Source organism: Photobacterium rosenbergii, assembly GCF_033022775.1.
GTDB classification, from domain to species: domain Bacteria; phylum Pseudomonadota; class Gammaproteobacteria; order Enterobacterales; family Vibrionaceae; genus Photobacterium; species Photobacterium rosenbergii_A.
In genome coordinates, this window is record NZ_JAWJZI010000005.1 from 226,499 (window position 1) to 239,399 (window position 12,901).

14 protein-coding genes are annotated in these 12,901 nt (G+C 46.5%); 7 read left to right on the plus strand and 7 right to left on the minus strand.

Translation table 11 applies throughout. The annotated features are described in order from the left end of the window. Positions 1 to 119: 119 nt before the first annotated feature. Positions 120 to 809, minus strand: coding sequence for a glutathione S-transferase family protein (locus tag R2X38_RS14605; protein ID WP_317523028.1), 690 nt, complete (start codon positions 807 to 809; stop codon positions 120 to 122). A 355-nt stretch (positions 810 to 1,164) separates the two neighbouring features. Between R2X38_RS14605 and R2X38_RS14610 the strand changes: the two genes are divergently transcribed. Together R2X38_RS14610 and R2X38_RS14615 are read left to right on the plus strand one after the other, a co-directional pair. Beyond that, entirely contained in the window at positions 1,165 to 2,535 is a 1,371-nt protein-coding gene (locus tag R2X38_RS14610) for an FAD-binding oxidoreductase (protein ID WP_317523029.1), read from the plus strand. A gap of 181 nt (positions 2,536 to 2,716) precedes the next feature. Continuing rightward, on the plus strand, positions 2,717 to 2,884 hold the full coding sequence (locus R2X38_RS14615) for a hypothetical protein (protein ID WP_317523030.1): 168 nt from the start codon (positions 2,717 to 2,719) through the stop codon (positions 2,882 to 2,884). Between the two features lie 154 nt (positions 2,885 to 3,038). Here the strand turns inward: R2X38_RS14615 and R2X38_RS14620 are convergent, their stop codons facing one another. Continuing rightward, the gene (locus R2X38_RS14620; protein WP_317523031.1) at positions 3,039 to 3,524 is read right to left on the minus strand and encodes a GNAT family N-acetyltransferase; all 486 of its coding nucleotides are present in this window, start codon (positions 3,522 to 3,524) and stop codon (positions 3,039 to 3,041) included. A 258-nt stretch (positions 3,525 to 3,782) separates the two neighbouring features. Here R2X38_RS14620 and ylqF point away from each other — a divergent pair, with 258 nt between their 5' ends. The 4 genes from ylqF (at position 3,783) to R2X38_RS14640 (ending at position 8,093) form a co-directional block, all read left to right on the plus strand. Then, positions 3,783 to 4,736: a ribosome biogenesis GTPase YlqF gene (gene ylqF / locus R2X38_RS14625; protein ID WP_317523032.1), complete on the plus strand. Its 954-nt coding sequence runs from the start codon at positions 3,783 to 3,785 to the stop codon at positions 4,734 to 4,736. 247 nt (positions 4,737 to 4,983) lie between these two features. Next, on the plus strand, positions 4,984 to 5,382 hold the full coding sequence (locus tag R2X38_RS14630) for a hypothetical protein (protein WP_317523033.1): 399 nt from the start codon (positions 4,984 to 4,986) through the stop codon (positions 5,380 to 5,382). A gap of 72 nt (positions 5,383 to 5,454) precedes the next feature. Further along, positions 5,455 to 7,557 carry a protein-disulfide reductase DsbD family protein gene (locus tag R2X38_RS14635; protein ID WP_317523260.1) on the plus strand — a complete coding sequence of 701 codons (2,103 nt, stop codon included), beginning with the start codon at positions 5,455 to 5,457 and terminating at the stop codon, positions 7,555 to 7,557. Beyond that, a complete protein-coding gene (locus tag R2X38_RS14640; protein WP_317523034.1) occupies positions 7,557 to 8,093 on the plus strand; it encodes a protein disulfide oxidoreductase in 537 nt (178 codons plus the stop codon). The genes R2X38_RS14635 and R2X38_RS14640 overlap by 1 nt, the downstream gene beginning before the upstream one ends. 93 nt (positions 8,094 to 8,186) lie before the next feature. Here the strand turns inward: R2X38_RS14640 and R2X38_RS14645 are convergent, their stop codons facing one another. Both R2X38_RS14645 and R2X38_RS14650 read right to left on the minus strand, forming a co-directional pair. Next, entirely contained in the window at positions 8,187 to 8,705 is a 519-nt protein-coding gene (locus tag R2X38_RS14645) for a YbaK/EbsC family protein (protein ID WP_317523035.1), read from the minus strand. Between the two features lie 156 nt (positions 8,706 to 8,861). Continuing rightward, a complete protein-coding gene (locus R2X38_RS14650; RefSeq protein WP_317523036.1) occupies positions 8,862 to 9,377 on the minus strand; it encodes an NlpC/P60 family protein in 516 nt (171 codons plus the stop codon). A 588-nt stretch (positions 9,378 to 9,965) separates the two neighbouring features. Between R2X38_RS14650 and R2X38_RS14655 the strand changes: the two genes are divergently transcribed. After that, a complete protein-coding gene (locus R2X38_RS14655) occupies positions 9,966 to 10,727 on the plus strand; it encodes a 1-acylglycerol-3-phosphate O-acyltransferase (protein ID WP_317523037.1) in 762 nt (253 codons plus the stop codon). An 87-nt stretch (positions 10,728 to 10,814) separates the two neighbouring features. Here R2X38_RS14655 and R2X38_RS14660 read toward each other — a convergent pair whose 3' ends face one another. The 3 genes from R2X38_RS14660 to R2X38_RS14670 form a co-directional block, all read right to left on the minus strand. Beyond that, positions 10,815 to 11,669 (minus strand): alpha/beta hydrolase, encoded by an 855-nt coding sequence (locus tag R2X38_RS14660; RefSeq protein ID WP_317523038.1) that lies wholly within the window; start codon positions 11,667 to 11,669, stop codon positions 10,815 to 10,817. A gap of 107 nt (positions 11,670 to 11,776) precedes the next feature. After that, positions 11,777 to 12,367: a TetR/AcrR family transcriptional regulator gene (locus tag R2X38_RS14665; protein ID WP_317523039.1), complete on the minus strand. Its 591-nt coding sequence runs from the start codon at positions 12,365 to 12,367 to the stop codon at positions 11,777 to 11,779. 153 nt (positions 12,368 to 12,520) lie between these two features. After that, on the minus strand, positions 12,521 to 12,769 hold the full coding sequence (locus R2X38_RS14670) for a hypothetical protein (protein ID WP_317523041.1): 249 nt from the start codon (positions 12,767 to 12,769) through the stop codon (positions 12,521 to 12,523). Between the last annotated feature and the right edge of the window lie 132 nt (positions 12,770 to 12,901).

Consider the following 12,901-nt stretch of genomic DNA (forward strand, 5'->3'; position numbering starts at 1 on the left):
TAAAGAATTAATCTCTTTTACGAAGCATAGATATCAAAGGCCACTTCAGATCAGTGGCCTTTTTAATTCTTGATTCCGAATTATTCTAAAGCAATATTTTTTTCAACAACCTCACCTACTTATTGTCCACGATTTTGCTTCGGATAGTTTGATGGAAACAGCGCACGACGGCTTTCATCATCCACCGTTGATTTAAACTCGATATCTTTGTCTATGTTGCGAGCAACAGCCACTGCCGGGCGGCTATTCACGTTATCAAACCAACGCTTTAGATTAGGATATGGGGCAAGCCCCTCTTCGCCTAAAACAACCTGGGCTTTATCAATCCAGCCCCATGCAGCCACATCTGCAATCGTGAACTCATCACTGACAATGTATTCACGCCCTTCCAGATGACCATCTAGCACTTCATAGTGACGTTGTGCTTCTCGTAAGTAACGATTTTGCGCGTAGGGGATTTGCTCTGGTGCCATACGGTTAAAATGTACACATTGCCCGGAAAACGGCCCTAGCCCTGAGGCAATAAACATCATCCAGGACAGCAATTCTGCTCGGTCTTCTGCCTTACCTGCCAACAACCCTGTTTTTTCTGATAGGTATAACAAGATGGCATTAGAGTCGAATACGCGGGTACCTTCATCGACAATCGCTGGGAGCTTGCCATTTGGGTTGATCGCGCGGAACTCCGCAGTGTGCTGTTCCCCTTTTAGCGTATCTACCGCAACCAGTTCATAAGGTAGATCTGTTTCAGCAAGAAATAGGGCAACCTTCATTGGGTTTGGGGTTTGATGAAAATAAAACTTAAGCATTGATGACTCTCCTGATGAATAAAGTTTAGCCACTGCAAATATCGGCAAACCATAGTTATTCCTTGTACCCATACTGGTACTTCGACTGATTGATTTAACTATAGAGCCTTTTGAACGACCGCTCAATATATTTTTGAGCAAACGTTCAAAATCTAACAGGTGATGATGACTAACCAGAAGGAAACACAAACTATTAACCTGAAAACCAGTATAAAATCAGCTTTTACAACACATATAACTAGTTCATGCTAATGAATGGACTTTTTCATGCTTTTTCGAACTGGAAAAATGTCCGCACACGTCTACAGTAATGTCTAATACCACCACCTATGGCTATGCCATATAAGCTGACATTATGAACTCCCACCAAGAAGCTCTCGGCAATCAGTTTCAAGGAAGAATCATCGGACCTGATGACAATGATTACGATGACGTACGGCAAATATGGAATGCGATGATAGATAAACGGCCAGCAGTTATCGCTCAGTGTAGCAACGCTTCAGATGTGCTTGTTGCTCTCAATTACGCCAAAACGAATAACCTAGATATCACCGTCCGCGGGGCTGGTCATAACATCGCCGGTAATGCGATATGTGATAGCGGACTAATGATTGATCTGTCCAGTATGAAAAATGTGACTGTAAATCCTGGAACCAAACGGGCACTTGTCCAACCCGGTGCCACATTGGCAGATATTGATGCCGCAACCCAGCAACACGGGCTCGCCACCCCTGTCGGCATAAACTCCACCACCGGTATTTCTGGGCTAACACTGGGTGGCGGTTTTGGCTGGCTCACCCGCAAATACGGTATGACTATCGATAACTTAGTCTCCGCCCAAGTCGTGACCGCCGATGGTCGCCAACTTTCGGCATCAGCCTCTGAAAACAGTGATCTGTTCTGGGCTATTCGAGGCGGCGGCGGCAATTTTGGTATTGTCACTGAATTTGAATTCCAGCTTCACTCTGTTGGCCCTGAAGTACTGGCCGGCCTCATTGTTTTCCCGTTCGAGCAAGCTAAACAAGTGCTAGAGCAATATCGGACGTTCACTCAAACCGCCCCTGCTGACCTTAACGTCTGGGTCGTCATGCGCCAAGCACCACCACTACCGTTTTTGCCTGAAGCGGTGCATGGCAAGGAAGTCATTGTTTTGGCAATATTCTATGAAGGTGATTTAGCGGTGGGTGAAAGCTTAATTGATCCCCTGCGTCAGTTTGGTACTCCTCATGGCGAGCATATAGGTGCCCAGCCTTACACGGCGTGGCAACAAGCCTTCGATCCCTTACTCACCGAAGGCATGCGTAACTATTGGAAGTCACACAATTTCACCGAGCTGCATTACGAGGCCTTGGATCTCTTACTGCATTACGCGGGTAACTTGCCCTCACCGCACTGCGAAATATTTATCGGCCAGTTGGCAGGGGCTGCCAATCAGGTCGCTTCTGATGCCATGGCCTACAGCAGTCGTGATGCGAAGTTCGTGCTCAATGTCCATGCCCGTTGGGAAACGCCTGCCGAAGATGAAGTCGCTATAAGCTGGGCAAGAGATTTCTTCAAAGCCACCACGCCATATGCATCTGCGGGCGCTTATGTGAACTTCATGACTGAAGAAGAAGGCGGGCGAGTAACCGCTGCCTATGACAGTAATTATCAACGACTGGTTGAGCTCAAGCGCCAATACGATCCTGATAACCTGTTTCATCATAATCAGAATATTAAGCCATAATATCAAACCAAATTGTCATTCTGTGCCAAGGCTGCTTTTGCGGTCTTGGCTTATTTTGCGACAAGCTTCCCACACCCAATTATCTTACTCGACCCAGATCAAACTTCTGTCACTTAACCCCAAGCGCTTCAATACTATGACTACACTTAAAGTGAAAATCATCATTGGAGGGGGAAGGATTATGGACTTCACACAAAAGATGAGATTGAGGGGTAAAGCCGAAGAAGATCTCTATTTCGCCGAGCAAGACAGAGCACTTATTGAAGCCCTGCACGATATGCAAGAAAACGGTGAAATTGACAACTGGCATAAGTCGTCAAAGCGTGACAGCCAAGCAAAGCCGCAATAAATCTGAGCCAAATAACTTTTCGCGGCCTTGAGGCAAGACAGATAAGGAACCTTGTTCAATGAGGTTTCTTAGGTCATGTTTGGTTTTTGACGCAACTCACTGAGCCTGAAGGCTCATTCTAGCTCAAAAGATTCATTCCAGATTCAAGTCCGGTTTATGCAGTCAACACTTTCTTCATATAGAGTGCAGTCCAACTTTCCCCGTTTGCAGCCACAAACCCCGGCTTTCGCTCATAAACCTCAAATCCTAGCGACTCATAACATCTTCTTGCTTGACGATTATGCTCAAACACAGTGAGCTTGAGATTCTCAGCGTTTAACTGGGTTCGTGCATGCTCTATTGCAAGTTCAACCATCCTCCGCCCATGGCCTTTACCCCGGCTTGATGGTTCACCAATTAGGACACGGCATAACCGATAAGTCGTCGCTGACTCTCGGAATAGCTCTATGTATCCGAACCGTTGCCCATTTTCATGCAGTATCATAGGGGTGACTTCTTCACAGATAAGGTGATTTGAAAGTTGGTATTTATCGAGTGGGAATGTGAACCGATCACCACTCCAGAGGTGATTAAGCTCTGGGGAATGAACCCAATTAAGCAACACATCCATATCTTCCTGACTAAAGCTGACTAGCCTCATCCCTTGCTCCTTCCTTGGACACACCAGCCTATTACTGGTAACTATCGAGTAATGCGCCGCCGAAAACATTTATGTATTTCGCCAGTTACGTTAAACTTCACGACAACTAACAGTCAATAGTCACCCTGATATCTCTAATCGGCTCGAAAATCACCGATTCGGTACTGATTTATCTTCGGAGACTGATTTCGAAACATCAACCTTGTATCTACGACGATACTAAACGTTGATTTTCGAGCAAATAAGAGTTAACAGTCAATGAGTAACACAATCCAGTGGTTTCCGGGCCACATGCACAAGGCTCGTAAAGAGATCGAAGAAGTTCTACCTAAAGTCGATGTGATCATCGAAGTGCTTGATGCACGCATCCCTTTCAGTAGTGAAAACCCATTGATCAAAACATTCCGTGAGAAGACCAACAAGCCTGTTGTTAAGGTTTTGAACAAGCGTGACCTTGCTGATCCTGAAATGACCCAGCTTTGGATTGAGCACCTTGAACAAGAACAAGGTGTTAAGGCTCTTGCGATCACCACAGAGAATGTCAACGAAGTTAATAAGATCATGGATCTTTGCCGCAAGCTAGCGCCAAACCGTGAAGAAATGGGCAAGAACATTCGTACCATGATCATGGGTATTCCAAATGTTGGTAAATCTACCATCATCAATACCCTTGCTGGCCGTACTGTTGCTGTCACCGGTAACCAGCCAGCGGTTACCCGCCAGCAGCAGCGCATCAACCTACAAAACGGTATCGTGCTTTCTGACACACCGGGGATCCTGTGGCCCAAAGTAGAAAACCCGCACAGTGGTTTCCGCTTGGCCGCGACAGGGGCGGTTAAAGACACGGCCATGGACTACATCGATGTGGCCTTCTTTACCATCGAGTACCTAATCAAGGCATACCCTAACCTTATCAAGGCCCGTTACGATCTTGACGAAGATGAAGTTCCAGAAACTGAAATCGAGCTAATGGAAGCCATTGGTCGAAAACGTGGCTGCCTGAAAGCCGGTGGCCGTGTTGATCTGCACAAAGCGTCCGAGATCCTAATCAATGAGCTGCGTAACGGTACACTAGGCCAAATCACCATGGAACGCCCTGAGATGATCACTCAGGAGCTGATCAACGTAGCAATCGAAGCTGAGCAGAAAGCAGAGCAAAAAGCGAAGAAGAAAGAAGAACGCCGCAAGCGCTACCTAAAAAACAAGCGTTAATCTGATTTCGTGCTTTACGGCACAGCCGAAATACGAAGCCCTCATGTGCTCAGCTCATGAGGGCTTTCTTTATTTCACTAATTTATAGCATGCAAACAACGCCTATTTACATATTCGCCTTGCACATCAGTTGCGGTATAGAAGGAAAAAATAGAAAATGACCGTCAGCCAACTTACAGTGAAACTTTTTTTTCCGCGTACGGTCTGAATGTCATTGCAATAAATCAAATAGTTACTGAGAGAGTTAATGAGCAAAGCGGTAAACCGAAGCCAAACAGCGAGATATACCCTGCTGTTAGTAATGGCCGTCATTTTTGTCTGTTCCGGGCAAAATTTCGGCTTTGCATCGGCGTGCACCTTGAACTCATCATCAACCCATGAAGGCACTCAAGCTAAACAAACTGTTGCTCAACTCACGGTAACAGACAACTCCAGTACTGACTCATCTGAACAGGGTCACTGCTCGCTTGCAGACCATTTACTTCAGATGCATCAACACTCGGTTGATCATGCCATTGTAAGCCTGTTTGTCATAGTACTGGCACTGTTAATCTATGCTGCCTTCACCAAAGCTACACCAGTATTCACTGAACCTATTGCTCCCACACGGCGACGTCATCTAACGTTGTGTGTGTTCCGAGAATAAACCTAAGCCTTTTTCTATCAAGCCTTGCTTGAGTTTGCTTTAGTTATTCTTGGAGTTATTACATTGAAAAATATGATTTTTAAACGATTTTCCGTCCTGACCTCCCTGCTTATTTTGCTGGGTAGCCTTTTCTCATTCTCGGCTTCTGCGGTTGAGTATTCTACCGGCTGGTTACAAATCCCTGACCACCCACCTGTCCAACTTCGCTATATGCTGACAGGCCAACAAGACCCACAAAACAAGACAGTCGAAGCCCTGTTAGAAGTGAAGCTCGACACAGATTGGAAAACCTACTGGCGCAGCCCGGGCGAAGGTGGCGTTGCGCCATCTATTGACTGGTCGCTTTCCAACAATCTCGAAAACGTTGACTGGCATTGGCCGATGCCCAAGCGTTATGAGTTTTTGGGGGTTGAAACACTAGGTTACAAGCACACTATCATCTTCCCGATGACTATCCACATCAAAGACATGTCCAAGCCTGTATTTCTCTCGGGCGTCCTGACTATGTCTTCGTGTACCAATATTTGTGTACTGACTGATTACGAAATCTCACTCGATTTTAACCCGGCCAATTTGACTGCTTCTGAGCAGGCAATGCATTTGTACAACCAAGGAATGAGCCACGTACCGACAGAGCAACCAAGCGTCGAAATCAAGGCCCTTTCTTGGGACAAGAATAAGAAAGTATTGTCTGTCGTCGCCAGCAATACACTTGGTTGGAACCAGCCAGACGTGTTCATTGATGGCGAATCACAGAACGTTCAAGATGCGTCTTTCCTAAAACCCAAAGTCAATGTGGACGGCAACACGCTTACTGCACAGATGAAAGTCAGCAGTTGGTTCGGTGAGCCGAAACTGCTTGGGGAAACGCTTAATATCACCATCAGTGACACCGACTTTTCAGTTGAAACCAAAGGTGTTGCCAATGATATTCCCGTTACCATTACAGCAAGTAGCAATAACTTACTCGAAATCATCGGTATAGCCCTGCTTGGTGGTTTGATTCTAAACATCATGCCTTGTGTGCTACCGGTATTGGGTATGAAGTTAAGCAGTGTGATTGCGGCTGAAGGATTGGAAAAACGCCAAATCCGCATGCAATTCCTGTCATCTGCAGCCGGTATCCTGACCTCTTTCTGGCTATTGGCAGGCTTCCTGATTGCACTTAAGCTTTCAGGGCAAGCTCTTGGCTGGGGTGTGCAGTTCCAAAGCCCTTATTTCATTGGCGCTATGGTGATCATCACCGCCCTGTTCGCCGCTAACATGCTTGGTTTGTTTGAAATTCGCCTATCAAGCGGCGCCAATACATGGATGGCGACTAAAGGTGATGACTCTTATGTTGGTCACTTTGTACAAGGTATGTTCGCTACCTTGCTGGCAACCCCCTGCAGCGCCCCTTTCCTTGGCACCGCCGTCGCTTTCGCACTCGGTGCTGATGTCGTTACCCTAGTTGCAATCTTTACAGCCCTGGCGATAGGCATGGCTGCACCTTGGCTACTGATTGCCCTGTTCCCACGCCTAGCTAATCTACTGCCGAAACCAGGCATGTGGATGGACAAAGTTAAAAGCTTATTCGGTTTGATGATGCTGGCTACCAGCTTATGGCTACTGAGCTTGATGACCAGCTTCTTCTCAACCGCTGCAGTCATTCTAATTGGCGTATTAATGGTTGTGGTATTGCTGTGGCGCCTAGGTAAGGTCAAAGGCCGCAAGCCGGTCATTCTGGCGATGGCTTTCATCATTGTCGGCTCTGGTGGTGGTTTGATCGCAGGCAGCATGACTGCCGATAATTGGGCGACACCTCTGCCAAAAGAGCATGCATGGCAACCGCTCAATATCGATGCTATCCAACAACAAGTCAGCCATGGCAAGACTGTGTTTGTCGATGTGACCGCAGACTGGTGTATTACCTGTAAGGTCAACAAGGTCAGTGTACTGCTTCAAGATCCGGTTTACTCAGCCCTCGAGCAAGACCATATGGTGCTGATGAAAGGGGATTGGACCAAGCCTTCTGACTATGTCACCGGCTACCTGCGCTCCAATGGTCGCTTTGGTGTGCCATTCAACATCGTTTATGGGCCAAATGCCCCCACGGGCATTGCCCTACCGGTTATCCTGACCAGTAACGATGTTATCAAGGCGATTGAAGCCGCCAGCGGCAAAGGAGTTGAGTGATGGCATCGAAATCAACTGATGAGTCAGATAAAGCTAAACCCTCGAGGCTGATAAAGTGGATAAGAGAAGCGCTGCTAATGGGCCTTGTACTCATTGCTGTTTCGACGGGGTTGGATGTTTGGCGTAGCCAGAGCATGCCACAAGACGAAATTCCGCCCTTGGTCGCCAAGTCAACCACAGGTGAACATATCGATCTTATCACTCGTAGCCATGAAAAACCGGTCTTAGTCTATTTTTGGGGAACCTGGTGCAGTGTCTGCCGCTTTGTCAGCCCAACGATAAATTGGCTGGATGACAGCTTCGATGTGGTCTCTATCGCGGTGAAATCTGGCGATAACCGCCGCCTGAACGCTTACCTCGGTCACCATGAATATGGCTTTACCACCATCAATGATAACCGTGGTAGTTTGATGCAACAGTGGGGAATTTCAGCAGTTCCTTCAGTTTTCATCATTAAAGACGGTGAAGTATCTTCAGTCACCACAGGCTTTAGCACCCCGCCGGGTTTATGGCTCAGAATGAAAATGGCTAGTTAAGCCAGAAAAAACAGCCCAGTCGATGACTGGGCTGTTTTCTTCATAAGATGCTAGACCATATATATCAAAGTATATTCCAGACAATTCCTACTTCTACTCCCACTCCCAGTGCCTGCCTTCATGGCCATCAGAAAACATCATCCGGTATCCGCTGATGTTCCTATGGGGGATATCATGCATGATTTTGTGGAACTGCTTACTGTCGACATGGATCAAGTTCTCATGATCCCCTGACTCAATAAATAGCTCGTCTTGATCAAACAGCATATCATCCACCAGCATATCTACCTGATAAGCTTGGCCAATTGATGGAACCGCTCCGGGTTCACAGTCTTGGAAAATACCTGAAAGTTCATGCTCACCGACAAGGAAAAATTGTTTCCCCATCATGCGGCTGATCTTATCTATCATTACGCGGCGGTTTGAAGGAACCACAGCCATCAAGAACTCACCGTTTTGATCTTTCAGCATTACCGCTTTCGCAACCTGTGAGGTTGGAACATGGGCCGATATGGCCGAGCTAAATGATGTATCGGTATGTTTGTGTCGAGTCAGACTAAAATCGACATTGTGGCTGTTGAGGAATTGCCCTACTGTCAGTGCCATAGCCATGGGATCACCTCCTGATCAATCATCAAGCCACTTCCCAACACTAGAAATCGGGCCTGATGGAAACTGGGCCTACAGCCTCAGTATGGAAGGTGATGGCCAATTTCGCGAGCTAAATTCGGCACCAGAACCGTAAAGAAATTCACACAGAAAGAAGTGCTATTGGACAACCCGTCTAGCTTGCCAGTAAGTGCTACGCCAATAAGGGTTTTTAAGATTCGAAATCATCACACCTTGTGATGTTGAGGCATGTAGGAATTGTGAGTCTCCAAGATATATCCCAACGTGTCGTAGGGTTCGGCCAGTCTTGAAGAAAACTAAATCGCCTTCTTCCAGCTCTGTAATCGCCACCCACTTGCCCTGCCTTACCTGCTCACCGGTCGTTCTTGGGAGCTTTTTCTGAAACACCTCGGCAAGACCAATCTGGACAAAGGCCGAACAGTCGATACCAGCCTTAGTCGTGCCACCCAAGCGATATGGCGTACCTCGCCATTGGCGGTAAACAGAATCAAGCGAGGTGGACTGATGAATGGGCACATTCATTTCGACAAATTCAAAGCGCGGGGTATTGGCTTTTTGTTCACTAGAAGCCTCATCGCTTTCTAGAGAGTCAGGGGAAGAGGAACAACCCGAAAGCCAAATTGTCAAAGCCAGTGATAGTAACTGCTTCTTCACTGCGGTTGACTCCTTTACTGCGCTGAAATGGTCAGGCTGTGAAATATTTGTGGTAATAATTTACTAGGTTAGTCAAAAATATCCGATTCGGAAACACTATCGTGCGTTTAAGGCAAAAATTTGACATAACTGATGAGAAAGTCAGCAAAGGCAGTACAATGCTGGAAGGCAAGCAAAAAAAAGGCTGACAGAAGTCAGCCCACAAAACTCCACACAACAGAAGAGATAGATACCTTGCGCTCACCCAACCAAGGAGAGCATATTGCATCTATCGGAAGTATTTATCTCTTTAATTCAGCAGCTTATCCAGTTCTTTTTGGCTAGTACGACCACAACTGCGAGCAACTTCACGCATTTATGAACGTCAACTCATTATTTGTTCAATAATTTACATTTTTGACCATACACCTAATTTTTATAGGCAAATCAATGAAAAGTAAATTTGTTACTGAATCCCGATGAACAAGATCTAAACATTTGTAACCTTCTATCAATTATTCAAATAAAACTTGCATCGATTTACTGGTCATACAACTAAAAAGATTTCATAATGCACACAGTTTTTCATTAAATCGCTAAGGAGTAAGCGTGCTTGCATTCTTCCGTATTTTCCTCGCGGCCATTTTTATAGTCTTTACTACACTCTTCGCACTGGTGTATTGCACCCTGTTTAAACCACGCGATCCCAAGCACGTGCATTTCTTCTGCCGCTGGTTTAATCAACTGCAGCGCATCGTAGGGGTCGAGCTCATTCATCGGGGCCAAGAAAAGATTGCTGACACTTCCAAGGCCGTTTACATCTCGAACCACCAGAATGTCTTCGACTTTGTTACCTCGCCGGGCATGCTGCCCCCTCGAGCAGTCACCATCGGCAAAAAGAGCCTGTTATGGATCCCTTTCTTCGGCCAACTATATTGGATCACAGGCAATATCCTGATTGACCGTGAAAACAAGTCCAGCGCCCGCAATACCATCCAGCAGGTGGCTGATGCTATTCATAAGCGCAACCTGTCAGTTTGGATGTATCCGGAAGGTACTCGTAGTAAAGGACGTGGTCTACTTCCATTTAAGACAGGTGCTTTTCGTATGGCCATCGAAGCGGGTGTGCCGATCGTCCCTATGTGCGTAAGCTCGATTCACAATAAGATTTCACTCTCAAACCGTGACAATGGCATTGTCATTGCCGAGATGCTGGACCCAATTGATGTCTCAGGCTATGAGCTAGCTGACGCCCGTAAATTAGCCGATCACTGTCATGAACTGATGGAAAAGAAAATTGCAGAACTAGACGCAGAAGTTGCCCAGCTTGAACAAGCTCGCACGGGTGATAAAGTCACTATCAGCTCTTAACCTACCCCCTTAATCAACAACAGGCTTGCCAACCAGCAAGCCTGTTTTGTTTCAAGCGCTTACAACAACCTATTGCAACAAGTGTCCTTAGTGCTCACCCTTGATTAGCAAATCGAACCCACTCTTGAGCTGATCACTTTGCAAGATCCTGCCATGGCCCAGGCCTTCTGTCGCAATCAAGGTGACATGCTGGTTAGCACTCGCTAGCTCAGAGTGCGTATAAGAAGCAAAGCGGTCATATCTATCATGGACAATTACCGCTTTCGCCTCCCTACCCTCGAGACGATCCATAGGGTTAATACTCTCTAGCGGGTATTGGTATTGCTCAGCAATATCATCTACCACTTCATGAAACAACTTCATGGAATAACCCGACTGCGCAACGGTCGACACCAGGTTCTCGGTATAATTTAATACCGGTGCAACCAGCAATACGGGTTTATCTTGTAATAAAGGGTGGCGGCTTTCCAATACCATTGCACCACCCATGCTATGCGCTACAACGCCAGCAATCGATTCCTGTTGCTCTAGAACACTATCAAACGCTGCGATAAAGCCCGGCAAGTGGCCAAATCGCCCTTCACTCTCGCCATGGGCAGGGTTATCGAAAGCCAATGCCTTGTAACCTGAGGCGGCAATATGCTCCATCAAGGAAAAGAACTGACGCGATGAACCCGACCAGCCATGGCCTAGCACCCATGTCGGCCCTTCTCCCAAGCTATAGGTCATCAACATACCTTCAGAGGTTGCGATAGTTTTTTTCTCCATACCCATTGGTTCTGCAACCATTTTTTTGCTTCGTACCGGCGTGAGCAGTACCTTACGTGCCATACGCTTTGCGTGCTCAGGAGCAAGACGGTGATGTAGGCTGGTTGTCAGGTTGATAAGCTTTCGACGTACATCAAAGCCTCGACTTTTTTTGAAATAAATCTTGCTGCTCATGACTTTCTCACTTATTTAAATAGAACGACCGTGCTATTTGTGTTCATTGTAATTTTCACATATGCGGCTTCATCACTGATGAAACTACGATAAAGCTCAATTGTTGACTAAACTCGCCACTGACCAAGAAGACCTTCTACCCCTTGCCAAAACCGCTGGTGATCATCCGTTTCTAGCTCCATGCTAAGGAACAAGTGACTACTAAGATAAACACCATAAACCTGGTAAACACACTGCCAGCTATCCAACGTCGATTTAAACTCGCCTTGCTCCTTGCCTTGCTCAATCTGACGATACAAATAGCCAAGCCAGCGCTTGGTGACTTCTTTTAGCCTCAGCTGCATTGACGGCTCTTTTTCGCCCCGTTCAGTCCAGGCATCCAAAAACATACAGCTGCCCTGAAACGAACGATTCCAGGCCAACCAATTTGTCAGCAAAAGCCGTAACTTTTGCTCAATGGTAACTGGATTTTGCCGGCGAGCAGGTTGAATGACCCGTTCCACAAATTGCTCTCCGGCAAAGTCAAGGACGGCAATCTGCAAATTCTCGCGTGAGTTAAAGTGGGCAAACAAACCGCTTTTGGACATACCAGAGGCTTTCGCCAACTGACCAATCGTTAAGCTATCAAGCCCTTCTCGACTCGCCAACGAAAAAGCGGTATTCAAAATGTGGAGGCGAGTGGCCTCTTTCTTACTCATTGCTTGTTTGTCCATTACAAAAACTCATTGTTAGCGTCAGTTTTCGATCACCTTGTATTTTTAGCACGATCGTACTTTTATGGGAAGATTTAATTAAGCTGGTACACGATCCTTCGTACCAGTAGCTAAGATACAGGCACGAAGGAGGAGGAATTAACGCTCAGCAAAGCGGAACAAGCTATCTATGCGAACTGGACAGTCACCAACCTGGTGAACTATATCTTCCGCTTGTTTAAGCGAATCATAACTACATGGAATCCCGTAACTATCCGTTATGGGATACTCATTACCCTGATCATCGATAAAATTAACACCCCATCCAGCACTGAGAAAATCATGCACCAAACGCGCTTCCACAATTGCATTTTCTGCCATCAATTGGCGACATTCTGACAGGACCATAATACCCTCCTAGCAGAAAGAGCCTGTTACCCAGCTAACTCTCCATCGCTCGAGTAAGAATCGGCTCAGCTAATGATAGTTTTATTATAGCAAGGGTATTAAAAAGGCCACCAAACGGTAGCCTTAAGAGTT